This is a genomic window from Confluentibacter sediminis (assembly GCF_003258355.1).
GTDB classification, from domain to species: Bacteria; Bacteroidota; Bacteroidia; order Flavobacteriales; family Flavobacteriaceae; genus Confluentibacter; species Confluentibacter sediminis.
In genome coordinates this window covers 109,900-134,487 of the sequence record NZ_QKPO01000013.1, presented here as the reverse complement: position 1 = coordinate 134,487, position 24,588 = coordinate 109,900, and the positions used below count along the sequence as shown (strand labels likewise).

Genomic DNA, 24,588 nt, shown 5'->3' with positions numbered 1-24,588 from the left:
TTTAAAATGTTTATAATGTTTTTTAAGCAATATATTTTCTAAGCATCCAAGCGATGGTTTCATGTTTTTGCATAACTGCTGTTAAAAAATCAACAGTTCCAAAATCTTTTGAATCTTCTTCCATAGTTTCAATCATCTCTCTTAAATTAGAAATAATGGTTTCATGGTCTTTCAGTAATTCTGAAATCATATTTTCTTGGGATGGTATTTTTGTACTTTCTTTCAAAATAGAATGGGCAATAAATTCCTTCATACTACCAATGGCTTCACCTCCTAATTTGCTTATACGTTCCGCAACTTCGTCTATGGTTTTTTCAATACCATTGTAATGCTCTTCAAAAAGTTTGTGTAATTCCATAAAACTTTTGCCAGACACATTCCAATGAAATTTTCTTGTTTTTACATACAATACCATTTCATTAGAAAGGACTATGGTTAAGTTTTCTATACTTTTGTTAATGCCTTTTTTCTCAATTCCAATTTTAGGTTCCATATTGTTTTTTTTATTAATCATTTTTTGTTTAATACAAATTTATGACCGGTAGAAGAGTTTTGCCTTACACAATTTTTCTATATTGTTATATAATTGAAAGAAGCATGGGTTTTGATCAAAAAAAATCCTGATAGAAAGTTTCTATCAGGATTTGGCAATTATATTTAGATGTATGTTTTGGTCGTTAATCTTCGACTAAAACCCAATCACCTTTTATTAATAAAGGCTCTGCTTGTTTATATTTTAAAGTTTTGTTTTCACCATTAATAACATGCTTAATAGTTACTTGATCGTTACGTCCAATTTTTGGACGGTCACGAACAATAGTTTCAATGACTTGTTGTTGGGGTTGTGTATTGCCGACAGCTCTGCTTTGTGCAGAACGTTCATCTAAATTCGGTATTTCGTCTTTTTGAACATTTAATTTTTCTTGTCTACGTACTTTAGCTTCTTGTATGGTATTTTGTGTCTCACTTGGTAATTCACCTTTAAACAAGAATGAAATAACATCTTTGTTTACTTCATCTATCATACCTTTGAACAGTTCAAACGCTTCAAACTTATAAATTAATAAAGGGTCTTTCTGTTCGTGAACCGCTAATTGAACCGATTGTTTTAACTCATCCATTTTACGTAAATGTGTTTTCCAAGCATCATCTATAATGGCAAGCGTAATGTTCTTTTCAAAATCTGTAATTAATTGTTTGCCACCGGTTTCATAAGCTTTTTCAAGGTCGGTAACAACGCTTAAACTTTTAACACCGTCTGTAAAAGGTACCACAATACGTTTAAACTTGTCACGTTGTGTTTCGTATACGTTTTTAATAACAGGAAATGCTATCTCTGCATTTCTTTCCATTTTATCTTTATAATGGTTGAAAGCTTCTTTATAAACTTTAGAAGTGATGTCTTGAGCTGATAATTTTCCGAATTCTGCTTCTGTAATAGGGGAGCTCATTGAGAAATAACGAATCAGTTCAAACTCAAAATTTTTAAAATCATTTGCGGCTTTATTGTTTTCTGAAATAATTTCTGTGGTATCAAAAATCATGTTAGCCAAATCAACACGAAGACGTTCCCCGTGCAATGCATGACGACGACGTTTATAAACCACCTCACGTTGAGCATTCATAACATCATCATACTCTAATAAGCGTTTACGAACCCCAAAGTTATTCTCTTCAACTTTTTTCTGTGCACGTTCTATAGATTTTGAAATCATCGAATGCTGAATCACTTCGCCTTCTTTCAACCCCATTCTATCCATCATTTTAGCAATACGCTCGCTGCCAAATAAACGCATTAAATTATCTTCCAACGAGACATAAAATTGAGAACTTCCAGGATCGCCTTGACGTCCCGCACGACCCCGTAGCTGTCTGTCCACACGACGTGAATCATGGCGTTCAGTACCAACAATCGCTAAACCACCTGCTTTTTTAACAGCGTCACTTAATTTAATATCCGTACCACGCCCTGCCATATTAGTGGCAATAGTTACTTGTCCAGATTGACCGGCTTCTGCAACAATATCGGCTTCTTTTTTATGGAGTTTCGCATTTAATACGTTGTGTGGAATTTTTCTAATAGTAAGCATTTTTCCTAATAACTCACTGATTTCTACAGAGGTGGTACCAATTAATACAGGGCGTCCAGCTTGTGAAAGTTGGGTGACTTCTTCAATAACAGCGTTGTATTTTTCGCGTTTGGTTTTATACACTAAATCATCTCTATCATCTCTCGAAATGGGTCTGTTGGTTGGAATTTCAACAACATCCAATTTGTAGATTTCCCAAAATTCACCAGCTTCCGTTACCGCAGTACCTGTCATACCAGACAGTTTACGGTACATTCTAAAATAATTTTGAAGCGTTATGGTTGCAAAGGTTTGTGTAGCATCTTCAATTTTTACATTTTCTTTGGCTTCAATTGCTTGGTGTAAACCATCGCTATAACGACGGCCATCCATAATACGTCCTGTTTGCTCATCAACAATCATCACTTTATTGTCAATCACCACATATTGGGTGTCTTTTTCAAACAATGCATACGCTTTAAGTAATTGATTAAGGGTATGTATACGTTCAGATTTTATACCAAAGTCTTTGTATAATTCTTCTTTTAATTTAGCTTCTTCTTCTTTTGAAAGGTTTTGATTTTCAATTTTAGCAATTTCTAAACCTATCTCAGGAAGTATAAAGAAATTAGGATCGTCTTTTCCAGAGATGTATTCAACTCCTTTATCAGTCAATTCAACTTGATTATTTTTTTCTTCAATCACATAGTACAATTCCGCATCAATCTTTGGCATTTCGCGGTTGTTATCCTGCATATAGTGATTTTCTGTTTTTTGAAGCAATTGTTTAACGCCTTCTTCACTCAAAAACTTGATAAGAGCTTTATTTTTAGGCATACCTCTATACACACGCAGTAATTGAAAGCCACCTTCTTTAGTATCGCCTGCTGTAATTAATTTTTTAGCTTCGGCCAAAACGCCTGTTAAATATTTGCGTTGTACGGCAACAATATCATCTACCTTAGGTTTTAATTCGTTAAATTCATGGCGTTCTCCTTGAGGGATAGGGCCAGAAATAATTAATGGTGTACGGGCATCATCTACCAACACAGAATCCACCTCATCTACAATAGCATAATGATGTGGGCGTTGAACCAAATCGTTTGGCGCATGAGCCATATTATCACGTAAATAATCGAAACCAAATTCATTATTGGTTCCGTAAGTAATGTCGGCATTATATGCTTTTATTCTTGCTTGAGAATTTGGTTGATGATAATCAATACAATCAACAGTTAATCCATGAAATTGAAATAAGGGCGCCATCCAAGCACTATCACGTTTTGCCAAATAATCATTCACAGTTACTAAGTGAACACCTTTTCCTGAAAGGGCATTTAAATACATAGGTAAAGTAGCAACTAAGGTTTTACCTTCACCCGTTTGCATTTCTGCAATTTTACCTTGGTGAAGGGCAATACCGCCAATCAATTGTACATCATAATGTACCATATCCCAAGTGATAGGTTTTCCAGCAGCATCCCAAGAGTTTGACCAAATGGCTTTGTCATTATCTAAAGTAACATAATCTTTTTCGCCAGAAATCTCGCGGTCGAAAGCATTAGCGGTCACAGTAATGGTGGTATTGTTTTTAAATCTTTTAGCAGTTTCTTTGACTACGGCAAAGGCCTCTGGTAAGATATCATTTAAAACATCTTCAGTTATGGCGTAGGCATCATCTTTAAGCTTGTCAATATCTTGATAAATATCTTCACGTCTATCAATATCTTCAGTATTTTCAGCCTCTTCAAGCAGTTTTGCTATTTGCTCATCAATACTTTTCCTAGCGTCTGCAATTTTAGCTTTAAATTCAGCAGTTTTAGCCCTTAATTCGTCGTGTGATAAGGCTTCTAAAGCAGCTTCAAATGTTTTTATTTTATCAACTAAAGGCGTAATGGCTTTTACGTCTTGTTTAGATTTGTCTCCTACAAATACTTTAAGAACGGCATTTAAAAAACTCATGTGCAATATGTTATATTAATCTGAGAATGTCCCAGAGGTTTTTATTTTTTATTTTTGAAGTTTAAATAAGCATTCAAAGATACAGTTTGTTAGGTTGTTTTGTGAATTTAGAGCATAAAAAAAGTCTCTAATCGAGACTTTTTAACTATTCTTTGTGCTTTATTAATATTCATCCTCATTCCAGAGGTAATCTTCATCAGTTGGATAGTCAGACCAAATTTCATCAATTGAATCGTAAGCGTCACCTTCATCTTCAATAGATTGTAAATTTTCAACAACTTCCAAAGGAGCGCCAGTTCTGATAGCGTAATCTATCAATTCGTCTTTTGTTGCTGGCCAAGGTGCATCACTTAAATACGATGCTAATTCTAAAGTCCAATACATTTTGTTATGCGTTTAAATTTTGTGCAAAAATAATTTTTTAGTTTAAACACACAAGAAAAAAATGAATTATTTAATTATTATTTTTAAGAACGTATTCATTTGTAATCTAAACAGTTGAAATTTATTCTTGCTTTTTTAAAAATGACAACAATTTTAAGATTCTTTTTTCTCTGGAATCCATTTAATTTCATTTGCTTGCAAGTCGTAAGACAACTTTCGTGCCAATACAAAAAGATAGTCAGAAAGACGGTTTAAGTAAACTAAAGTATTGGGTTCAATAGGTTTTAAATCATTAAGGGCCGCCGTTAAACGTTCGGCTCTACGGCATACACAGCGTGCAATATGACAAAATGACACCGTTTGGTGCCCTCCTGGTAAAACAAAATGTGTCATAGGAGGCAATGCCTCATTCATACGGTCCATCTCTTGTTCTAAATATTCAATGTCTTCAGATGATATTTTAGGGATACTCAATCGTTCTTTTCCATTTTTCAAAATAGCTTTTTCAGGATCAGTTGCTAAAATAGCACCGACAGTAAATAATTTATTTTGAATATGAACTAGCATTTCTTTGTATTGAGAATCCATTTCTTGGTCACGAATCAATCCTAAATGTGAGTTTAACTCATCAATAGTACCATAACTTTCAATGCGAATGTGGTGTTTGGATACACGGGTACCACCAAATAATGAGGTGGTTCCATTATCACCTGTTTTAGTGTAAATTTTCATGAGTTAAAGATAATTTTAAAAAAGAGGTAAGGCAAACTCTTTTTGGAAAATTTGCATGAGAATTTATTAAATGGCAATTTTTAAATGTGCTTTTTAATAACCAACAATTTATTTGAAGAATTGAATAAACGCATAAGGGTTTTGAAACTTAAATAAAAATTGATTTATTGTAATATATTTGGCTGTAATCAGTTTTTGAATATTTAGGAGTTTTTTTGTTAATGAATATTTTAGATATATGAAGAAAATCATTTTGTTGATTTTACTAATAGGCGTGGTGTTTAATGTGAGATCGCAATCTTTCGTAGGGTTTCTTACAGAAAATTATGCGGGTGTAAATAGTGTGATTGTAAATCCTGCTAATATTGTAGATTCGCGTTTTAGGGCAGATATCAATCTTGTAGGTATCAGTGTTTTTGGAGGAAACGATTATTATAACTTGAATGTTATAAAGGCAATTAATGATGATGATTATAATTATGACGCAAGATCAAGATTCACTCGAGATATAAATAATAACGGCGAGTTCAATACAGATGTTATGGGACCATCATTTATGTTTAATATAAACAATAATAATTCTATAGCAGTTTTTACTAGGGCTCGCTCTTTTGTTAATATCAATGGCGTTAATGGGATAGGTTTATATGCTATTGATAATGCGAATGATTTTATTATTAATGACGATAATCTGAATGGTTTTGGACAAACATGGGCAGAAATAGGACTTTCTTATGCCAGAGTGTTGATTGATGAAAGTGATAATTTTTTTAAAGCAGGTATATCCTTAAAATATCTACAAGGGGGAGGCAGTGCTTATGTAGCTGGCAGGAATATTACTATAGATTATGATGCAGATGGAGCTATCGATTCAGGCGGGGGAACCACTGGTAGTTTTACGTCTACGGGCAATGTCATCTATGGACGTTTTGATGATTTTGAAAGTGATGATTATGAGTACAAATTACCAAAAAGCACTCATGGCTTAGGGGTAGATATTGGGATAATTTACGAGTGGCGTCCCAATCATGGAGATTATAAACCAAGAAAAGTATGGCCAAACCGTTTAACATATAAAGAACAAAATAAATATAAATTAAAACTGGGTTTTTCAATAACAGATATAGGCCATATCAATTATAAAAATGGCATTGAAGATGCTTTTGATATTACAAATACCAACGTGAGTGAGGAAGCTATTGATAATGAAGATGATTTAGATGATGTATTAAATAATTTATATACACTAACAAATACATCCATTGGCTATAAAGCTATATTGCCAACAGCATTGCATTTAAATGCAGATTGGAGTTTTACAAATACTTTTTATTTGAATTTTAATACTGATTTATCACTTATTGCAAAAAGTAAATTACATGCTAGTAAAATTACAAATATGGTTTCCTTAACTCCCCGCTTTGAGAGTAAAACGTTTAGTTTTTATACCCCAATAAGTTTGGTTCAATACGCCGGATTTCAGATGGGTGCTGGGTTAAGGGTGGGGCCTCTTTATCTTGGGTCGAGTTCTGTATTTACAAATTTGCTAAGTAATAAAAGTAGAGGTGGAAATTTTTATATAGGATTTAAAATACCTTTTTTTCACGGGAAATATGATAAAGGAAATAACTGCAATTGTTCCGAGTAAACGACTAACATCTAATGATAAAATTCTCTTTAACCTGTTCTTTCCTGAAAAATACGAACCCCCAAAAAAAGACATCAATAGTTACTGTAACTTTTGGATGCTGTTTTATAATTTCCCATGCTTCGGTCATGCTTTCAGACCCATAAATATTATCAAAAATAAAAACAGAATCGTTATGAATGGTTTTTATAAGTGACTCAAAATAATCTAAAGCGGCATCTTTTTGAGCATTAACATCGAAAAAAATAAGATCGAAGGTCATTGGTGTTAGACCCTTTATTCCATGTTTAAAGTCGCCTGCTATTAAATGGACCTTTTCTAAATCATGTTCTCTGAAATTATTTTTATTGAATTCCAAAATATCCTGACAGCCTTCAATAGTTATAATGTTTACATTTGGATTTGCTAAACTTATGGCGTGAGTGGCAATCCCAAGAGATGTGCCTAATTCCAATATATTTTCAAATTTAAAATAATTAGCAAGTCTGTATAGAAGTTTGGCTCTTTTGTGAGTGGTTCTGGCATTTTTGGCAATTTCGGAAATAAAGTATTCGGTATTGTTTGTTGCTTGAGAGCCGACGTCTAAATCGGTAACCCTAATTTTTGTTCTATTTTTTAGTACGTTTTTTTTATAATTTAAAATTTGTTTGTAAGCCTCATAATCCTGCTTATCATAAAAACATTTGGTAACCAAATTGAAGACAAAAGGAGAGTGGACACCGTGTTGGTTGGTAGATTTGAAAATGAATTTTATATATGATTTAATTTGGTGTGTCATAGGTTATGAATCTCAAAGCAATAAAATGAATGTTCTGAAGCTTTGGAACTTTGCTACTTTACAACTTTTTAATTACCCATCAATTTTTCCTGTAATTCCAGCCACCGTTCTTCTTTAGATTCTAAATCATCAATAATTTTTTGCAAAGCTTCAGATAGTTTGTTTATTTCTTCTGGTGATAGATCAGGATTATTGAATTTAGCTTCCAATTCTTTTCTATCAAAAGCAAGAGAATTAAGTTTGCTTTCAATATTTTTAAGTTCTTTTTCTTCGTTATATGAAAGTTTGTTGTCTTCTGTTTTTTTCCAAGCTTTTTTATCTTTCTTTTCTTCTGAAGTGTTGGAAATGACAGGTTGGCTATCTTCGTAAACGCGATAGTCTGTATAATTTCCGGGGAAATCTTCAATGTTGCCTTCACCTTTAAAGACAAAAAGATGATCGACTACTTTATCCATAAAATAACGGTCATGGGATACAACAATCACGCATCCTGGAAAATCTAAAAGGAAGCTTTCCAATACATTTAAAGTCACAATATCTAAATCGTTTGTCGGCTCGTCTAGAATTAAAAAATTAGGATTCTGAATTAAAACCGTACATAAATACAAACGTTTACGTTCGCCACCACTTAATTTTTCAACAAAGTCATATTGTTTTTTTCTATTGAATAGAAAGCGTTCTAAAAGTTGCTGTGCACTTATTTGTTTTCCTTTTTTTAATGGAATGTAATCGCCAAATTCTTTGATGACATCAATTACTTTTTGCTCTGGCTTTATGGTAATGCCATTTTGCGTATAATAACCAAATTTAACCGTGTCCCCTTTAATGACTTTTCCAGAATCAGGTTGTATGGTTTGGGTTAACAGATTTAAAAAAGTCGTTTTTCCGGTGCCATTTTTGCCAATAATTCCTGTACGTTCCCCATTTTTAAACATATATTCAAAACCATTAAGAATGACTTTGTCTTTAAATGATTTATGGACTTTATGGAATTCTATCACTTTGCCGCCTAAGCGTTCCATGTTTAATTCTAATTGAACTTCATAATCATTTCGACGTTGACTGGCACGATGTTTAATATCGTGAAAATCGTCTATTCTAGATTTAGATTTTGTAGTTCTAGCCTTTGGTTGGCGACGCATCCATTCCAATTCTTTTTTAAATAATTGTTTGGCTTTTCCCGTTTCAACTTCTGTTTGTTCAATGCGGGCTTCTCTTTTTTCAAGATAATATGAGTAATTTCCTTTGTAACTATAAAGTTGGCCTTCATCTAATTCAATAATTTCATTGCAAACACGTTCTAAAAAATAACGGTCGTGCGTTACCATAAAAAGTGTGATGTTTTCTTTAGCGAAAAAAGTTTCTAACCACTCGATCATTTCTAAATCTAAATGATTGGTAGGTTCATCGAGAATCAATAAATCGGGTTTGTTTATTAAAGCATTGGCTAACGAGAGTCGTTTTTTCTGCCCACCAGAAAGTGCACTCACTTTTTGATTTAAATCTTCAAGATTTAATTTGAATAATATTTGCTTGTATTGTGTTTCAAAATCCCATGCTTGGTACTGTTCCATCTGCTCGAAAGCTTTTTGGTAAGCCTCAGAGTCTTCAGGGTTTAAAAGCGCATGTTCATAATTTAAAATGACTTTTAAAATAGGATTATCACTCGCAAAAATAGTTTCCTCAATAGTTAAATTAGGATCTAGTTTTGGGTCTTGCGATAAAAATGCCACTTTAATATCTTTTCTGTAAATAACGTTGCCAGAATCGGCTTCGTCTTCACCGGAAAGAATATTTAAAATGGAGGTTTTTCCTGTGCCATTTTTAGCGACAAAAGCTATTTTTTGGTCTTTATGGACACTAAAAGAGATGTCTTGGAAAAGCGTAAGCTCTCCATAAGATTTTGATATGTTTTCTACAGTTAAATAATTCAAGAGATATTTTTTTGCAAAGAACGGATAAAAAACTAAAAATTGCATTATTAGTTTTATTATCCCGTTTGAAAGTTATGTTTAGGGTATTATATTCTGCATTAAAAAGGTTTTGTAATTTGCTTGACTTGCCTTTAATGTGTACGTATTAGGAGTTGTCGATAAAACATTGTTTGTTTGCAACATAAAAGTACTGGAATTTGTCATTCTTTGAAGCTAAACAATTGACTAAACCAAACGCATTCATGGCAATGCTTGTCTTTAAAAGGCATAATTAATAATCTGTTTCTAATCTTGGTATTAATTAAGATTGCGCATTATAAAATCGTATTAAAAATACATACCTAATAAATAAAGCTATTAAAAAGGGAATGAGTCCAATAGCAAATATTTGTACCCCAATGATCCAATGCAGCGTAAGCAAACATAACAATATTATTAAAAACTTTAAATATTTAATAAACCACATGCTTATTTTTTTTCTAAATAATTGTCCTATTACAAAAATATTAAGCACACATGCCCAAAGTAAGTTGTAGTTTTGATGTGTCCCATGATGATTTGTGGCAAACCAGAGTAGTAAAATGATGACTCCAATAATTCCAGTTAAACTAAACAATGTAACGTCTAACCAAACACTTTGTTTGTGTTGTTTAAAATCCTTGTAAGTAATAAAAAGAATGAGCAATCCAATAATGGTGAAAACGAACAGCGGACTTGTTAAAAAATGATTTTTTTTAGGTGTTTCTATTTTTTTATAGAGCACATTGCTTTTTTTTATTAAATGGCTGTCCGTGTTTTTAATCGCAGCATTTTCAAAGAATGTATAAATATATTTTGGCAGAAACATGTGTTCTTCTGGTGTCGCCTTTTTGTCAATAACAGAGCCCAATGCTAGGTCGATTCCAAAACATCCCCACGAGTTTCTATTTAAATTGCTGTGAATTAACTCTCTGAATGTTTGTTGTTTAAAACCTTTGGGTTTATTAAATTGAATCGTGTTATTTAAAGCTATATTGGTTACATCTTTAATTTTTGTGGCACAATTATCATAAAAGAAATCGTATAAATACCGTCTGTTTTCTGGTTTGTAATTATTAATTAAATAATCATAAAGTTCTTGTTTTTCACTTTGTGATAAATTTAAAACTTGCTCTTGTATGGTTCTATTTTGAGATATATAATCTTGATAAAAATCCTCATAATAATTACCTCCTATTAAATAATTTAATTTGCCCTGAGCAAATTTTAATATAAAATACGGCGCATCAAAATCGTAAACACCATAGTTAAAAATAAGGTCTGTACCTTTAACAACATCTTTTATTCTAAATGCACTGTGCCCAAAAGAATCATTTAAAGAGCTTCCGGGCCCAATGGTAAGAACACTAATTTCTGCTTTATCAGATAAAATGTTTTCTTGTGCGTGTATTGTTGTAACAAACACAAAAATGAATAAATTAATAAGTGCTTTTTTCATTTTATAAAATTTTATCTAAAAATACTGAAATCAAGTTTTAATGAATATATTACTATACTTTGGTCGCCAATATAATCTATTTATATGTTATTGTATTTAAAATCACCTCCAAAATTTGGTTGAAAATTTTCAACACTAACGCTTAAGTAAACCATATCAACATTCGCCATATTGGAAAATAGCTAAAGTACATTAAAGAGAGTTAATTGTCTTTTAAGTCCAATAAATCTGCCGGATTCCAACAACCTGCAGTTATATAGATGGTGTGGGAATATATAGCATTATTCATTCCTAATGAGGCGGCGTACCAATATCATCAGCTCATTTTTAATGTTTCCAAAGGGTTTGTTCAAAGATGTTTCATGGAGCAATAAAAACTGATGTGGTTAGGCATATCTTCAAAAGGCAATTTTTTTACAAATATGTGTATAATTTGTAATCTAATATACTTGAAATGCCAGCACTTATTGTTTTAGACGCTAATTCTTTGTTATTTTTACACAATATAAATATGTATCGATGAAGAAAAGTATTCCTAATGCGTTAACCTTATTGAATCTATTTTGCGGAAGTATTGCCGTAATTTTTGTTATAAATGATGACTTTGTGACCGCTTCATTATTTATGTTTTTGGGTGTTTTCTTTGATTTTTTTGATGGTTTTGCAGCTAGAAAATTGAATGTTCAAAGTGAATTAGGCTTGCAATTGGATTCTTTAGCAGATATGGTGACTAGTGGTTTGGTACCGGGTATGGTCATGTATAAATTATTTGTTTTATCTGAAGGTAGTTGGGGGAATTCTGATATTAATTATTCAAATTTTAATTTTTATCATATTAACGTACTGCCGTTTTTAGGGTTATTGGTGACATTAGCTTCCGCTTACAGATTAGCAAAGTTTAATTTAGATGAAGACCAGCAAACTTATTTTAAAGGTTTGCCAACACCAGCAAATGCGTTGTTTATTATTTCACTTCCATTAATTATGGAGTTTCAGAATAGCGATTATATAAATGCCATTATTTTAAATAAATGGTTTTTAATAATGATAACATTCGTTAGTTGTTATATGTTAAATTCTGGAATTAAGCTATTTGCACTAAAGTTTAAGGATTGGAGTTTTAAAAACAATGCTACTAGGTATATTTTTATTATTTTATGTGGTTTATTTATAATTATATTTCAATTTGCTGCCATACCCATTATTATAATAAGTTATATAGTCATGTCTCTACTAGATACTGTAACTTCAAAATAATTTTTTAGACTTATAGGTTTAATTACTTAATAAAATAATAGTATGGCATCAGGATTTTTTGCATTATTGGATGATATCGCTTCACTTATGGATGATGTTGTAGTAATGAGCAAAATTACCACCAAAAAAACGGCAGGTATTTTAGGGGACGATTTAGCGGTCAATGCTGAAAAAGCAACAGGATTTGTAGCTTCAAGGGAAATTCCTGTATTATGGGCTATTACTAAAGGCTCTTTGCTTAATAAGCTCATAATTTTACCCATTGCTTTTTTATTGAGTGCTTTTGTACCCATTGCCATAACGATACTTTTAGTGCTGGGAGGTATTTATTTGGCTTTTGAAGGTGCCGAAAAAATATACGAGTTTTTGATGCCTCACAGTCATGAAAAAAAAGTAATTATTGAAGCAACTGATTCTAAAGAAGATGTTTTGCTAGTAGAAAAGAAAAAAATAAAGTCGGCTATTTTTACAGATTTTATTTTGTCTATTGAAATAGTTATCATTGCTTTGGGAACCGTTATAGGAGAGGCTATTCTATTTCAAATACTGGTGGTTTCTATTGTGTCGGTTTTAGCAACTATTGGTGTTTATGGAATAGTAACGCTCATTGTTAGGATGGATGATATGGGGTATAGACTCATTAAAAAAAGCGGAACACATAATAAAGTATTAAAAAGTATTGGCAATTTTTTAGTACAGGCGCTTCCTTGGGTCATTAAAGCGTTATCAGTAATTGGAACGATAGCTTTGATTTTAGTAGCTGGAGGTATTTTTGTTCATCATATTGAATTTCTGCATCATTTCCTAGATGTGCTGCCAGCCATACTTCAAGAGTTTGTGGTTGGGTTGTTGATTGGATTTGCTGCTTTTTTAGTGGTAACGGGTTTTAAGTTGATTTTTATTGGGAATAAAAAATAATGATCCAATTAATTGTTTTCGTCAGTATTTCTTTTTTTAGGAGAGCGTTTAGCTTTTTTTAAACTTTCATTCAAAATCCATTCCAATTGGCCATTCGTACTACGGAATTCGTCTGCAGCCCATTTTTCAATAGCTTTGAGCATATCTTCATCTATTCGCAATGCAAAAGCTTTTTTCTTTGTCATAATTGATTCTTATGTAAATATCGGGAGATGCTATTGTCAGCATCAAATTTCTTTTGAGTGCCAATAAGTATCTTCTTGTTGTCATTAAGTATGAGTTGGATACCCATATTGCCTTTAATATTTATGGCTGTCCCTTTTTTACCAAAAAAAATGCCGTTTCTTAAACCCCAGCCACCATATTCCAAAAGTGCATGGTATGTTCTGGTTTCAGCATGCTTAATATCTTTCCAAAGAATGGATTTCATTTTTAAATGAATAGGATAAAATTGATAATGTATGCCAGTTTCGTCAATTCTGGTTTTTAATTTAAAAATAAAGATCAATATACATGGTATTAGAACAACACTTAACATATAGAGGTAGCTAAGAAAATCTATTTTATCATTTATAAAATTCTTCGTAAAAGTTATCGTTGTGAATATAACTATAATACAGATTAATGTCATTAACCAGGTTTGGGTAAAACGTTGTTCTTCTTTGAAAACTCTCATTTTAATGATTTAAAGTTCCTGTATTTAAAACAGGGGATGCATCTTTATCGCCACATAGAATAACCATGAGGTTGCTAACCATAGCTGCTTTTCGATCTTCGTCCAAGTCTACAATCTGCTTTTTGTTTAATTCTTCAAGAGCCATTTCTACCATGCTTACTGCCCCTTCAACAATTTTATGTCTTGCCGCAACTATAGCAGTAGCTTGTTGGCGTTTCAACATGGCATTCGCTATTTCTTGCGCATAAGCTAAATACCCTATTCTGGCTTCTAAAACTTCAATGCCTGCTATAGAAAGTCTTTCATCTATTTCTTTCTCCAGAGCTTCGCTAACTTCATTAACACTGGAGCGTAGTGTGATATCTTCATCTAAACCTTCATCTGCAAAATTATCATAAGGATACATGCTCGCTAGTTTCCTTACGGCAGCATCGGTTTGTACTCGTACAAAATTTTCAAAATTATCGACATCAAATGCAGCTTTATAAGTGTTTTTTACCCGCCAAACTAAAATCGTGCTAATCATGATAGGGTTGCCCATTTTATCATTTACTTTTAAACGCTCACTGTCAAAATTACTCGCACGTAATGATATCTTCTTTTTGCTATAAAAAGGGTTTACCCAATATAAACCGTTTTTTTTAATAGTTCCAATATATTTCCCAAAAAGTAATAACACTCTTGAGTTATTGGGCTGCACCATAACAAAACCGGGAATAATAAAAAAGATAACTAATAGCAACAGTATAAATGTACTGTCTTCTTTGTAAAATGCTAAAAATGTAGAACCAATCAAAATGGCGAAAGTGATGAATAGTGCTAGGTAACCATTTGCAGGAATTATAATTTTTTCTTCTTTCATGATATAGTTTGTTTAGTTTAAAATGATATTAAAATGATATCATAAAGATATGTTTTATTTTAATGCTTTTGCCATATTTATATAAAAAAATGTGGTTTAAAATAAACGTATTTATTTTAAACTCCTTAATGTATTGGTATTGTTATAATTGTGAGGGTAATAAGGAAAATGGAAGTGGCCAATGAAAATAGACTTGAGGGAAAGGACAAGCTTAATCAAAAGGTCTAGTAATTAAAATATTGGAATTATTCGCTGGATTTTAATGCTTTTCTGTCTTTGCGTTAAATCGTAGATTCGATGAAAGCAATGATTGAAAAAGTAATGATACTTTGTGTCTAGTCCCTAATCTTCTTCTTGCGTAATTCAAAATTCTGTCCTAAATACACTTTTCTAACCATGTCGTCATTAGCAAGCTCTTCTGGAACACCGGCTTTTAAAATGCTCCCTTCAAACATCAAATACGTTCTATCGGTAATAGCCAGTGTTTCTTGTACGTTATGGTCTGTAATTAAAATGCCAATATTTTTTTTGGTTAATTGCGCTACAATGCGTTGGATATCTTCAACAGCTACAGGATCTACCCCAGCAAAAGGTTCGTCCAATAAAATAAAATTGGGATCGGTTGCCAAGGCTCTTGCTATTTCTGTACGTCGGCGTTCGCCACCAGATAATAAATCACCTCTGCTTTTGCGAATATGCCCTAAACCAAATTCTTCAATTAAGGATTCCATTTTGTCCTGCTGCTGTTTCTTGCTAAGTTTAGTAAGTTGCAAAACACTTAAAATATTATCTTCAATACTTAATTTTCTAAAAACGGATGCTTCTTGAGCCAAATAGCCAATACCATTTTGGGCACGTTTATACATGGGATATTTAGTGATCTCTTTATTGTCTAAATAAATATGACCACCATTTGGTTTTATTAAACCAACAATCATATAAAAAGAAGTTGTTTTACCAGCCCCATTAGGACCTAATAAACCAACTATTTCTCCTTGATTTACTTCAAGTGAAACAGATTTCACAACTTTTCGCCCACTATAGGACTTCATTAAATTTTCGGCTCTTAAAATCATATCTGTATCATAAACGCTAAAAATAGCAAAAACATATAAGTGTTTAGCGAAGGTAAATTAATTAGTTTTTATCTTGATCTTCCAAAGCATCCCAAAATTCGTATGCTCTACGTAAATGAGGAATCACAATGGTGCCACCAACTAGTGTGGCCACACTTAGTGCTTCTACAACTTCTTCTTTGGTCAATCCTAATTTATAACTGGTTTCTAAATGGTATTTCACGCAATCATCACATCGTAGAACAGCCGATGCTACCAATCCTAAAAGCTCCTTAGTTTTAACATCTAAAGCGCCTTCGGTATATGTATTGGTATCTAGATTAAAAATACGTTTTATAACCTTATTATTATCAGCTAAAATTTTATCATTCATTTTAGAACGATATTCATTGAATTCTTCAACAATATTAGGCATGTTTCTTTTCGTTTCTTCTTTGGTTTCTAATTACGATTCTGGATATATATATGCTCACTTCGTATAAAATAAGTATAGGAATGGCTACAATAATTTGACTGGCAATATCTGGTGGGGTTATAATAGCAGATACGACCAATACCAATATTAATGCATACTTCCTGTATTTTCTTAAAAATTCAGGGGTTACCAATCCTATCTTTGTTAAAAAGTAGATAAGTATAGGAAGTTCAAAAACCAATCCCGAAGCTAAAACAGAAGATCTCACTAAGCCTATATAACTATCTAAATCAAAATCATTATGGACTTGTGAACTCACTTGATAGGATCCCAAGAAATTTATGGATAGTGGACAAATAATATAATATCCAAAAAGGACACCAATAAAAAATAAAATGGACGCTATAATTATAAAACCTCGAGAATGTTTACGTTCGTTTTCATGTAATGCGGGACTTATGAATTTCCAAAGTTCATAAAGAATGTAAGGAAATGCGATAACAAAACCGGCTAATATGGCTGTCCAAATATGGGCGGAAAACTGACCAGCCATGGTTCTGCTTTGTATTTGAAAGGGTAATTCTTCAAAACAAAAGCTATCGCTCATACCAAAATTCTGTGCCAAATCACACAATATTTTATAGGTGACAAAATTAGATTTTGCAGGACCAAAAATTAAGAAATCAAATATAAATGATTTTGCAAAAAATGCTGCAGTGGCAGTAATAACCACCGCAACAACAATCCTTATTAAATGCCAACGTAAATCTTCTAGATGATCTAAAAAAGACATCTCATTTATATTCTTCTTTGCCATTATATAATACCTTCTTTAATTAAATCGTGTAAGTGAACGACGCCTGCATATTTGCCATGATCTTCAACAAGTAATTGAGAAATGCCATAAATTTCCATAGTTTCTTTAGCTTCTATCGCCATAGCATTTGCCTGTATGCGTTTTGGGTTAATACTCATAATTTCATTAGCTGTTAATGATAAAAAATCATCCGCTTTACTTAGCATACGTCGTAAATCACCATCAGTTATAATGCCAATAATAGCATCGTTTTCTACAACAGCCGTTACACCGAGCATTTTTTCTGTCATTTCAATAATAATATCTTTAATACCAGTTTCTTTAAAAACTTTTGGTTTTAAATTTACAGACGAGATATCTTCAACTCTTAAATATAATCGTTTACCTAAAGCGCCACCTGGATGGTATTTTGCAAAATCTTTACTTGAAAATCCGCGCAGTTCAAGTAAGCAAATGGCAAGTGCATCACCTATGACTAATTGAGCCGTGGTACTTGTTGTTGGTGCTAAATTATTAGGACAAGCTTCTTTTTCAACATAAGAATTGAGTATGTAATCTGCTTGTTCTCCTAAAAATGATTCTTTATGCCCAGTTATGGCAATTATTTTATTTTTAGCGCTTTTGATTAACGGAATAAGAACTTTTATTTCGGGGGTATTTCCACTTTTAGATATACAAACTACAATGTCGTCTTTTAAAATAAGGCCTAAATCACCATGAATGGCATCTGCAGCATGCATAAAAACCGAAGGTGTTCCAGTAGAGTTAAGTGTGGCTACGATTTTATTGGCAATAATGGCACTTTTACCAACGCCCGTAATGATAAGTCGCCCTTTTGAGGTATAAATAGCTTCTACAGCTTCAGCAAATTCATCATTAATTAGAGTGGAAAGATTCAAAATAGCATCCCCTTCCATGGTAATGGTCTGTATAGCAGTAGTAATAATAGAATTTTTATTTTTCAAAATTTATTATTTTTTTTGATTGATGCTTTTAAAGATTTTGTTATCTTTAATGTTAATCAGATTAAATTTAATGTTAATTTTGATTATCGTTACAAAACTAACGAAAAAATGAGGGTTCTCTCAATACACAACTAAATTAAATTAAGGATTTGTGTTTTTATTTAAATTAAGTTTTTATACCGTTCATGTTAATATCAAAAAGTGACTTACAAGCTTCATTAAAAAAATATTTTGGCTTTGGTAAATTCAAAGGCCTTCAAGAAGGCGTTATTGAAAGTATTTTATCAGGAAATAATACATTCGTAATTATGCCAACAGGGGGCGGTAAGTCTCTTTGTTATCAATTACCTGCTTTAATGCAAGAAGGAACCGCCATTATTGTCTCGCCTTTAATAGCATTAATGAAAAATCAAGTAGATGCTATTAGAGGTATTTCCAACGAAGAAGGCATTGCACATGTATTAAATTCTTCTCTTAATAAAACCGAGGTTAAGCGTGTTAAAGAAGATATAACCAATGGCATTACTAAATTGTTATATGTTGCTCCGGAATCGTTGACCAAAGAAGAAAATGTGGATTTTTTACGCTCGGTAAAAGTGTCTTTTATGGCAGTAGATGAAGCCCATTGCATTAGTGAATGGGGACACGATTTTAGACCAGAATATAGAAATTTAAAGCAGATAATTGGCAGGATTGGAGATAATATTCCAATTATAGGTTTAACAGCAACGGCCACACCAAAAGTTCAAGAAGATGTTTTGAAAAATCTTGGGATTCCTAATGCGAAAACGTTTAAAGCATCGTTTAACAGACCAAATTTGTATTATGAAGTGCGTCCTAAAACAAAAAATGTAGATGCAGATATTATTCGCTTTGTAAAACAAAACACAGGAAAATCAGGGATTATATATTGTTTGAGTAGAAAACGAGTTGAAGAATTAGCCCAAGTTTTACAAGTAAATGGTATTAAAGCAGTACCATATCATGCTGGGCTAGATGCAAAAACCAGAAGTAGCCACCAAGATAAATTCCTTATGGAAGATGTCGATGTGGTAGTGGCAACCATAGCATTTGGAATGGGTATCGATAAACCAGATGTTCGATTTGTAATTCATCATGATATTCCCAAAAGTATAGAAAGTTATTATCAAGAAACAGGTCGGGCAGGCCGAGATGGTGGCGAAGGTCATTGTTTAGCTTATTATTCCTATAAAGATATTGAAAAACTAGAGAAATTTATGTCTGGCAAGCCAGTTGCCGAACAAGAAATAGGGCAGGCTTTGTTGCAAGAAGTTGTTGCTTTTGCAGAAACCTCTATCTCTAGAAGGAAATTTATACTTCATTATTTTGGAGAAGAGTTTGATAATGAAACTGGTGAGGGGGGAGATATGGATGATAATGTACGTCATCCCAAAAAGCAACATGAAGCTAAAGACGATGCGAAATTTCTACTTGAAACTATTCAAAATACAAATGAGAAATATAAATCCAAAGATTTAGTTAACGTTGTTATTGGTAAAGAAAATGCACTTATAAAATCTCATAAAACAGACGAACAACCATTTTTTGGTAAAGGAAGCCATAAGGATAATAAATATTGGATGGCTTTACTCCGACAATTATTGGTAGCTGGATATTTGAAAAAGGATATTGAAACCTATGGTGTGATTAAGTTAAATGATAAAGGAAAAGCTTTTATTAAAAAACCGGCATCGTTTATGATGACCGAAGACCATGTTTTTGATGGAGAGCAAGAAGATGGAAGTATTATTGTTTCCGCAAAAAGTGATAGTGCTTCTGCTGATGAGGTTTTAATGGGTATGCTTAAAGATTTACGTAAAAAGAATGCTAAAAAACTAGGAGTACCTCCATTTGTAATATTTCAAGATCCGTCTTTGGAAGATATGGCTTTAAAGTATCCCATAAATTTAATGGAATTGGCAAATGTACATGGGGTTGGAGACGGGAAAGCTAAAAAATATGGTAAAGATTTTGTGGAATTGATTGGCAAATACGTTGAAGAAAATGACATCTTAAGACCAGATGATTTGGTGGTAAAATCAACTGGGAGCAATTCTGCCAATAAATTATACATCATTCAAAATATTGATAGAAAATTGCCTCTTGATGACATTGCGTCGTCTAAAGGCATGTCCATGCAAGAATTTATCAAGGAAATGGAAGCTATTGTCTATTCAGGAACCAAACTAAATATTACCTATTGGATTGATGAGATTTTAGATGAAGATCAACAAGAGGAAATCCATGATTATTTTATGGATTCACAATCTGATGCCATTGATGTGGCTATTAAGGAATTTGATGGAGAATATGATGATGAAGAACTTCGTCTGTACAGAATTAAGTTTATAAGTGAAGTGGCTAATTAATTTTAAGGACAAAGTAAAGAGTCGCAGAGCTTCAAAGTGAAAAAAAGTAAGCAAACTTTGTTGTTTATTAACTTAGAGGCTTCTTCGATTAATTTTACAACTTTATAACTTTTTTGTACATAGTAACTTCTTTTAAAAAATCCTAAATCCTAAATCGTAATTCGTAAATCCTTGTTATCTTTACACCTCATTAAAAACGAACGTGATGAAAGACGGATTATACGCAAAATTTAATACTACAAAAGGTGAAATTCTGGTGGCTTTAGAATACAAGAAAACACCTGGAACAGTTGGTAACTTTGTTGCTTTAGCTGAAGGAAATTTAGAAAACAAAGTAAAACCGCAAGGAAAACCATATTATGATGGATTGAAATTCCATAGAGTAATTCCAGATTTTATGATACAAGGTGGCTGTCCACAAGGTTCAGGAGCAGGTGGTCCAGGGTATAAATTTGATGATGAGTTTCATCCAGATTTAAAACATGATGGTCCTGGAGTTTTATCCATGGCAAATGCTGGTCCTGGAACCAATGGAAGTCAATTTTTCATAACTCATACAGAAACGGCCTGGTTAAATGGTAAGCATACGGTTTTTGGTAAAGTTGTTTCAGGTCAAGATGTTGTTGATGCTATTGCGCAAGGTGATGTTATAGAAAGTTTAGAAATAGTTAGGGTAGGAGCAGATGCCGAAGCTTTTAATGCGGTTGAAGCTTTTAGAACATTTGAAGGTTCGAGACAGAAAAGACTGGAAGAAGAAAAAGCGAAATCTGAAGCAGAGTTGGAAAAATTAGCAGCTGGTTTTAACAAAACATCCAGTGGCTTACGTTATCAAATTCTTCAAAAGGGGGATGGTAAAAAAGCTGAAAAAGGTAAAAAAGTATCTGTTCATTATAAAGGACAATTAATCGATGGAACCGTGTTCGATTCTTCGTATAAACGTAACCAGCCCATTGATTTTGCTTTAGGTGTAGGCCAAGTGATTCCAGGTTGGGATGAAGGTGTTGGATTGTTAAAAGTTGGAGATAAAGCTCGTTTTGTGATACCAAGCGATTTGGCTTATGGAAGTGCCGGTGCCGGTGGTGTAATTCCTCCAAATGCCACTTTGGTTTTTGATGTTGAATTGATGGATGTTAAATAAAACATGCAAATTTTTACAAATTTATATTTAAAGCACTTTATTTAAAGTGCTTTTTTTATGTAAGAATTTTAGTTTGTCTGATTATTTTATTCTTTAGCGACTATTTTTGTGTTTACCAGTTTTCTTAGATAATTTAACGACTATGTTAAGTATAAGACAAACAGAGCTGTTTTCGGAAATTATTAAAGAATTAAATTACCCATTTGGGAATGTTTTTATATTTAATGGTTTTTTAGTTTCTGAAATCAATGAAGCAGTTACATTCAATTGGGAAGATTGCGGAAAAGTAATTGTTGAAGATGTAGTTGCGTTTTTAGAAACCGATGGCAAGGACTTGGTTTATATATCAAATCGGATCAACTCATATTCTGTTGTAGCAGCAGATTGGTTGAAATTTTTTAAAAAAGCCTATACTTTAAAAGCATATTGTATTGTATCAAATAGTAAATTAGGGGGTATGAATTATATGGTTGAAAAACTATTTTTCAGTAAAAAAATAAAAAGATTTAATTCCATTTTTGAAGCCATTAGCTGGGTTAGAAATAATATGATTGAGATAGAAGAGTAATTTGTTTTTATGACACCTGAAGAACTACAAAATCTAAAGTATCCTATCGGAAAATTTAATTTCCCAGATACTGTTACTAATGAGCAGATTCAAAATTGGATTTCAATATTAGAATATTTCCCCGAAAAATTAAGAGACCTCGTAAAGAATCTATCAGATCAACAGTTAGATACGCCTTATAGACCCAATGGTTGGACAGTGAGGCAAACCATTCACCATATATCCGATAGTCATCATCACAGTTATACACGCTTCAAATGGGCGTTAACGGAAGACAAACCTTTAATTAAAGCATATCATGAAGATAGATGGGCTGCATTAGAAGACTCCAAATCGGCTCCCATAGAGATGTCATTACAACATTTAAAAGCTGTTCATTTTAAACTGGTTTATTTATTGAAAAGGTTAACGGATGACGATTTAAACAAATGTTTCATTCACCCAGAAACAAAAAGCGAAATATCCTTAAAAAGAAATTTGGCTACCTATGCATGGCATGGTAATCATCATTATATGCATATTGAAAATTTGTTAATACGTAAAAATTGGTTGTCATGATAAGAGAAGCGGACATACATGATGCCCAGCAAATGGTTGATATTTATAATTATTATGTATTAAATTCTATTGTAACTTTTGATGAAATTCCTTTTTCAGAAAACGATTTTAAAGATAGAATACAAAGTATTTCGTCTCAGTATCCTTTTATTGTTTTTGAAGAAGATGATCATATTTTAGGCTATGCCTATGCTAACATATTTAGACAAAAGCCAGCTTATAAAAATACTGTTGAAACCACTATTTACTTAAAAAATGATGTACAAGGAAAAGCAATTGGCACAAAATTATACAGTGAATTATTAAAAACCTTAAAAGAACAAAACTATCACGCTGTTATTGGTGGACTTACCTTGCCAAATGAACCTAGTGTAAAACTTCATGAAAAATTAGGCTTTAAACAAGTGGCGCATTTTAAAGAAGTTGGATTTAAATTCAACAAATGGCTTGATGTTGGTTTCTGGGAATTGATTTTATAAAAAAAAGATCAGTCTTCTTTTTGAGAAGGATTCACGAAGGGGTCTTCCATTTAATATTACAGCCAATACTTGGTTTTTGTAATTGGGTGTTTTCTTTATTCTCAATCAAGCAATCTAATGCATGTCGTAAATCGTCTCCTGTAACAGGAATGCCATTTCCAGGTCTAGAATCATCTAATTGTCCTCTATAATTTAATTTTAAATCCGCATCAAAAAGATAAATATCTGGAGTGCAAGCAGCATCATAAGCTTTAGCAACATCTTGGCTTTCATCATATAAATATGGAAACGGATACTGTTCATTTTTTGCTTGAATTGTCATTTTTTCTGGACCGTCTTGTGGATAGTTAACAGCATCGTTGCTGGAAATAGCAATAAATGAGATTCCTTTTTTTGAATAGTCATGGGCAATTTTAACCAATTGATTATTGACGTGAAGCACAAATGGACAATGATTACAGATGAACATAATAACAGTGCCTTGTTTACCTTTCAGATTTTGTAAACTCAACAGATTGTCGCTTACTGTATCCAACAGGTTAAAACTAGGGGCCTTGGTTCCTAAAGGAAGCATATTTGAAGGAGTATTTGCCATGAAATTTATTTTTCTCAAAGTTCGTGATAATTTGTATTTTTAAAAAATGGATAGTATGATAACTTTTGAGGATTTTACAAAAATAGATTTGCGTGTGGGAACGATCATTGAGGTTAATGATTTTCCTGAAGCTAAAAAGCCAGCCTTTCAATTAACTATTGATTTTGGGGATTTAGGAATTAAAAAATCATCTGCGCAAATAACAACGTTGTATAAAAAAGAAGATTTGTTACAGAGGCAAATTGTTGCTGTGGTTAATTTTCCTAAAAAACAGATTGCCAAATTTATGAGTGAATGTTTGGTGTTAGGAGCTGTGAATGGGAAAGATGTGATGCTTTTAAATCCGGAAAATAAGGTTGTAAATGGAAGTGTAGTAAGTTGATGTTTTCAAATAAAAAAACCGCTAACTTTAAAAGTTGCGGTCTTAATTTTTTATTCATTAAGATGTTTATATATCATCAAAATCAATATCTGTAAAACTTTCTACAGACTTATCTGAAATTGAAGAATCCTCGTCGGAATCGCTTTCTTTTTTGAAATCTTTTTGATGGCGCTCACTAATCACTTCATCACCTTTTTCATCAATAATATATTCGGTCATTTCTGTTAGAATATCTTTAAATTCAGAAAAGTCTTCTTTGTAAATATATATTTTGTGCTTTTTGTAATGGAAAGAACCATCATCATTAGTAAACTTTTTACTTTCTGTAATTGTAAGGTAGTAATCTTCAGCTTTAGTAGCTCTTACATCAAAAAAGTATGTACGTCTTCCCGCTCTTAATACTTTAGAAAAAATCTCCTCTTTCTCCATCATGTCATTTGAATTCATAGTTATCGAATTTTATAGTATTATCATTAATAGTATCAAAAATCTAAAAAAAATACATACA

The 24,588-nt window shown here is 32.4% G+C and carries 25 protein-coding genes; 9 read left to right on the top strand and 16 right to left on the bottom strand.

Going from position 1 to position 24,588, the window contains the following annotated elements:
* Positions 1–22: 22 nt before the first annotated feature.
* The 4 genes from DKT72_RS12660 to DKT72_RS12645 form a co-directional block, all read right to left on the bottom strand.
* Positions 23–493 carry a Dps family protein gene (locus DKT72_RS12660; protein ID WP_111309158.1) on the bottom strand — a complete coding sequence of 157 codons (471 nt, stop codon included), beginning with the start codon at positions 491–493 and terminating at the stop codon, positions 23–25.
* 184 nt (positions 494–677) lie between these two features.
* Positions 678–4,031, bottom strand: coding sequence for a preprotein translocase subunit SecA (gene secA, locus DKT72_RS12655; RefSeq protein ID WP_111309109.1), 3,354 nt, complete (start codon positions 4,029–4,031; stop codon positions 678–680).
* A gap of 162 nt (positions 4,032–4,193) precedes the next feature.
* On the bottom strand, positions 4,194–4,415 hold the full coding sequence (locus tag DKT72_RS12650) for a DUF2795 domain-containing protein (RefSeq protein ID WP_044638512.1): 222 nt from the start codon (positions 4,413–4,415) through the stop codon (positions 4,194–4,196).
* Between the two features lie 153 nt (positions 4,416–4,568).
* Positions 4,569–5,147 carry a cob(I)yrinic acid a,c-diamide adenosyltransferase gene (locus tag DKT72_RS12645; protein WP_111309108.1) on the bottom strand — a complete coding sequence of 193 codons (579 nt, stop codon included), beginning with the start codon at positions 5,145–5,147 and terminating at the stop codon, positions 4,569–4,571.
* 238 nt (positions 5,148–5,385) lie between these two features.
* Between DKT72_RS12645 and DKT72_RS12640 the strand changes: the two genes are divergently transcribed.
* Entirely contained in the window at positions 5,386–6,795 is a 1,410-nt protein-coding gene (locus DKT72_RS12640) for a DUF5723 family protein (protein ID WP_111309107.1), read from the top strand.
* Between the two features lie 4 nt (positions 6,796–6,799).
* Here DKT72_RS12640 and DKT72_RS12635 read toward each other — a convergent pair whose 3' ends face one another.
* The 3 genes from DKT72_RS12635 to DKT72_RS12625 form a co-directional block, all read right to left on the bottom strand.
* Complete coding sequence (locus DKT72_RS12635) at positions 6,800–7,573, bottom strand: O-methyltransferase (protein ID WP_111309106.1); 774 nt, start codon at positions 7,571–7,573, stop codon at positions 6,800–6,802.
* Between the two features lie 68 nt (positions 7,574–7,641).
* The gene (locus tag DKT72_RS12630; RefSeq protein ID WP_111309105.1) at positions 7,642–9,507 is read right to left on the bottom strand and encodes an ABC-F family ATP-binding cassette domain-containing protein; all 1,866 of its coding nucleotides are present in this window, start codon (positions 9,505–9,507) and stop codon (positions 7,642–7,644) included.
* A 301-nt stretch (positions 9,508–9,808) separates the two neighbouring features.
* Positions 9,809–10,984, bottom strand: a complete 1,176-nt coding sequence (locus DKT72_RS12625) for a lipoprotein N-acyltransferase Lnb domain-containing protein (protein ID WP_111309104.1) — start codon at positions 10,982–10,984, stop codon at positions 9,809–9,811.
* Positions 10,985–11,503: 519 nt separating this feature from the next.
* On the opposite strand from DKT72_RS12625, the gene DKT72_RS12620 reads away from it, so the two are divergent.
* Together DKT72_RS12620 and DKT72_RS12615 are read left to right on the top strand one after the other, a co-directional pair.
* Positions 11,504–12,241 (top strand): CDP-alcohol phosphatidyltransferase family protein, encoded by a 738-nt coding sequence (locus DKT72_RS12620; RefSeq protein WP_111309103.1) that lies wholly within the window; start codon positions 11,504–11,506, stop codon positions 12,239–12,241.
* A 42-nt stretch (positions 12,242–12,283) separates the two neighbouring features.
* Positions 12,284–13,159, top strand: coding sequence for a DUF808 domain-containing protein (locus DKT72_RS12615; protein WP_111309102.1), 876 nt, complete (start codon positions 12,284–12,286; stop codon positions 13,157–13,159).
* Between the two features lie 8 nt (positions 13,160–13,167).
* On the opposite strand, the gene DKT72_RS12610 is transcribed toward DKT72_RS12615, so the two are convergent.
* From DKT72_RS12610 to DKT72_RS12580, 7 genes are all read right to left on the bottom strand, one after another.
* Positions 13,168–13,344 carry a type II toxin-antitoxin system antitoxin gene (locus tag DKT72_RS12610; protein ID WP_111309101.1) on the bottom strand — a complete coding sequence of 59 codons (177 nt, stop codon included), beginning with the start codon at positions 13,342–13,344 and terminating at the stop codon, positions 13,168–13,170.
* On the bottom strand, positions 13,341–13,589 hold the full coding sequence (locus tag DKT72_RS18275; protein ID WP_162623313.1) for a hypothetical protein: 249 nt from the start codon (positions 13,587–13,589) through the stop codon (positions 13,341–13,343). The genes DKT72_RS12610 and DKT72_RS18275 overlap by 4 nt, the downstream gene beginning before the upstream one ends.
* A gap of 247 nt (positions 13,590–13,836) precedes the next feature.
* Positions 13,837–14,697 (bottom strand): SPFH domain-containing protein, encoded by an 861-nt coding sequence (locus DKT72_RS12600; protein ID WP_111309099.1) that lies wholly within the window; start codon positions 14,695–14,697, stop codon positions 13,837–13,839.
* 335 nt (positions 14,698–15,032) lie between these two features.
* Complete coding sequence (lptB, locus tag DKT72_RS12595) at positions 15,033–15,773, bottom strand: LPS export ABC transporter ATP-binding protein (protein ID WP_111309098.1); 741 nt, start codon at positions 15,771–15,773, stop codon at positions 15,033–15,035.
* 61 nt (positions 15,774–15,834) lie between these two features.
* Positions 15,835–16,188 carry a carboxymuconolactone decarboxylase family protein gene (locus tag DKT72_RS12590; protein WP_111309097.1) on the bottom strand — a complete coding sequence of 118 codons (354 nt, stop codon included), beginning with the start codon at positions 16,186–16,188 and terminating at the stop codon, positions 15,835–15,837.
* Entirely contained in the window at positions 16,181–17,005 is an 825-nt protein-coding gene (gene tatC, locus DKT72_RS12585) for a twin-arginine translocase subunit TatC (protein ID WP_111309096.1), read from the bottom strand. The genes DKT72_RS12590 and tatC overlap by 8 nt, the downstream gene beginning before the upstream one ends.
* Positions 17,005–17,970 carry a KpsF/GutQ family sugar-phosphate isomerase gene (locus DKT72_RS12580; RefSeq protein ID WP_111309095.1) on the bottom strand — a complete coding sequence of 322 codons (966 nt, stop codon included), beginning with the start codon at positions 17,968–17,970 and terminating at the stop codon, positions 17,005–17,007. The genes tatC and DKT72_RS12580 overlap by 1 nt, the downstream gene beginning before the upstream one ends.
* Before the next feature lie 185 nt (positions 17,971–18,155).
* On the opposite strand from DKT72_RS12580, the gene DKT72_RS12575 reads away from it, so the two are divergent.
* The 5 genes from DKT72_RS12575 to DKT72_RS12555 all read left to right on the top strand — a co-directional run bounded on the left by DKT72_RS12575 (position 18,156) and on the right by DKT72_RS12555 (position 23,103).
* The gene (locus DKT72_RS12575) at positions 18,156–20,360 is read left to right on the top strand and encodes a RecQ family ATP-dependent DNA helicase (RefSeq protein ID WP_111309094.1); all 2,205 of its coding nucleotides are present in this window, start codon (positions 18,156–18,158) and stop codon (positions 20,358–20,360) included.
* Between the two features lie 205 nt (positions 20,361–20,565).
* A complete protein-coding gene (locus DKT72_RS12570) occupies positions 20,566–21,498 on the top strand; it encodes a peptidylprolyl isomerase (protein WP_111309093.1) in 933 nt (310 codons plus the stop codon).
* A 142-nt stretch (positions 21,499–21,640) separates the two neighbouring features.
* Complete coding sequence (locus DKT72_RS12565) at positions 21,641–22,066, top strand: hypothetical protein (RefSeq protein ID WP_111309092.1); 426 nt, start codon at positions 21,641–21,643, stop codon at positions 22,064–22,066.
* A gap of 9 nt (positions 22,067–22,075) precedes the next feature.
* Positions 22,076–22,624: a YfiT family bacillithiol transferase gene (locus tag DKT72_RS12560; RefSeq protein ID WP_111309091.1), complete on the top strand. Its 549-nt coding sequence runs from the start codon at positions 22,076–22,078 to the stop codon at positions 22,622–22,624.
* Entirely contained in the window at positions 22,621–23,103 is a 483-nt protein-coding gene (locus tag DKT72_RS12555; RefSeq protein WP_111309090.1) for a GNAT family N-acetyltransferase, read from the top strand. Before DKT72_RS12560 ends, DKT72_RS12555 begins: the two co-directional genes overlap by 4 nt.
* Positions 23,104–23,134: 31 nt before the next feature.
* On the opposite strand, the gene DKT72_RS12550 is transcribed toward DKT72_RS12555, so the two are convergent.
* On the bottom strand, positions 23,135–23,698 hold the full coding sequence (locus tag DKT72_RS12550) for a thioredoxin family protein (RefSeq protein WP_111309089.1): 564 nt from the start codon (positions 23,696–23,698) through the stop codon (positions 23,135–23,137).
* Positions 23,699–23,744: 46 nt separating this feature from the next.
* Between DKT72_RS12550 and DKT72_RS12545 the strand changes: the two genes are divergently transcribed.
* Entirely contained in the window at positions 23,745–24,080 is a 336-nt protein-coding gene (locus DKT72_RS12545; protein WP_111309088.1) for a tRNA-binding protein, read from the top strand.
* Between the two features lie 66 nt (positions 24,081–24,146).
* On the opposite strand, the gene DKT72_RS12540 is transcribed toward DKT72_RS12545, so the two are convergent.
* Entirely contained in the window at positions 24,147–24,527 is a 381-nt protein-coding gene (locus DKT72_RS12540; RefSeq protein WP_111309087.1) for a PUR family DNA/RNA-binding protein, read from the bottom strand.
* Positions 24,528–24,588: the final 61 nt, after the last annotated feature.

What these genes read in the sequence shown, in the direction of transcription:
- DKT72_RS12660 (WP_111309158.1), bottom strand. Translation starts at nt 493, where the DNA reads ATGGAACCTAAAATTGGAATTGAGAAAAAAGGCATTAACAAAAGTATA.
- secA (WP_111309109.1), bottom strand. Translation starts at nt 4,031, where the DNA reads ATGAGTTTTTTAAATGCCGTTCTTAAAGTATTTGTAGGAGACAAATCT.
- DKT72_RS12650 (WP_044638512.1), bottom strand. Translation starts at nt 4,415, where the DNA reads ATGTATTGGACTTTAGAATTAGCATCGTATTTAAGTGATGCACCTTGG.
- DKT72_RS12645 (WP_111309108.1), bottom strand. Translation starts at nt 5,147, where the DNA reads ATGAAAATTTACACTAAAACAGGTGATAATGGAACCACCTCATTATTT.
- DKT72_RS12640 (WP_111309107.1), top strand. Translation starts at nt 5,386, where the DNA reads ATGAAGAAAATCATTTTGTTGATTTTACTAATAGGCGTGGTGTTTAAT.
- DKT72_RS12635 (WP_111309106.1), bottom strand. Translation starts at nt 7,573, where the DNA reads ATGACACACCAAATTAAATCATATATAAAATTCATTTTCAAATCTACC.
- DKT72_RS12625 (WP_111309104.1), bottom strand. Translation starts at nt 10,984, where the DNA reads ATGAAAAAAGCACTTATTAATTTATTCATTTTTGTGTTTGTTACAACA.
- DKT72_RS12620 (WP_111309103.1), top strand. Translation starts at nt 11,504, where the DNA reads ATGAAGAAAAGTATTCCTAATGCGTTAACCTTATTGAATCTATTTTGC.
- DKT72_RS12615 (WP_111309102.1), top strand. Translation starts at nt 12,284, where the DNA reads ATGGCATCAGGATTTTTTGCATTATTGGATGATATCGCTTCACTTATG.
- DKT72_RS12610 (WP_111309101.1), bottom strand. Translation starts at nt 13,344, where the DNA reads ATGACAAAGAAAAAAGCTTTTGCATTGCGAATAGATGAAGATATGCTC.
- DKT72_RS18275 (WP_162623313.1), bottom strand. Translation starts at nt 13,589, where the DNA reads ATGAAATCCATTCTTTGGAAAGATATTAAGCATGCTGAAACCAGAACA.
- DKT72_RS12600 (WP_111309099.1), bottom strand. Translation starts at nt 14,697, where the DNA reads ATGAAAGAAGAAAAAATTATAATTCCTGCAAATGGTTACCTAGCACTA.
- lptB (WP_111309098.1), bottom strand. Translation starts at nt 15,773, where the DNA reads ATGATTTTAAGAGCCGAAAATTTAATGAAGTCCTATAGTGGGCGAAAA.
- DKT72_RS12590 (WP_111309097.1), bottom strand. Translation starts at nt 16,188, where the DNA reads ATGCCTAATATTGTTGAAGAATTCAATGAATATCGTTCTAAAATGAAT.
- tatC (WP_111309096.1), bottom strand. Translation starts at nt 17,005, where the DNA reads ATGGCAAAGAAGAATATAAATGAGATGTCTTTTTTAGATCATCTAGAA.
- DKT72_RS12575 (WP_111309094.1), top strand. Translation starts at nt 18,156, where the DNA reads ATGTTAATATCAAAAAGTGACTTACAAGCTTCATTAAAAAAATATTTT.
- DKT72_RS12570 (WP_111309093.1), top strand. Translation starts at nt 20,566, where the DNA reads ATGAAAGACGGATTATACGCAAAATTTAATACTACAAAAGGTGAAATT.
- DKT72_RS12565 (WP_111309092.1), top strand. Translation starts at nt 21,641, where the DNA reads ATGTTAAGTATAAGACAAACAGAGCTGTTTTCGGAAATTATTAAAGAA.
- DKT72_RS12560 (WP_111309091.1), top strand. Translation starts at nt 22,076, where the DNA reads ATGACACCTGAAGAACTACAAAATCTAAAGTATCCTATCGGAAAATTT.
- DKT72_RS12555 (WP_111309090.1), top strand. Translation starts at nt 22,621, where the DNA reads ATGATAAGAGAAGCGGACATACATGATGCCCAGCAAATGGTTGATATT.
- DKT72_RS12550 (WP_111309089.1), bottom strand. Translation starts at nt 23,698, where the DNA reads ATGGCAAATACTCCTTCAAATATGCTTCCTTTAGGAACCAAGGCCCCT.
- DKT72_RS12545 (WP_111309088.1), top strand. Translation starts at nt 23,745, where the DNA reads ATGGATAGTATGATAACTTTTGAGGATTTTACAAAAATAGATTTGCGT.
- DKT72_RS12540 (WP_111309087.1), bottom strand. Translation starts at nt 24,527, where the DNA reads ATGAATTCAAATGACATGATGGAGAAAGAGGAGATTTTTTCTAAAGTA.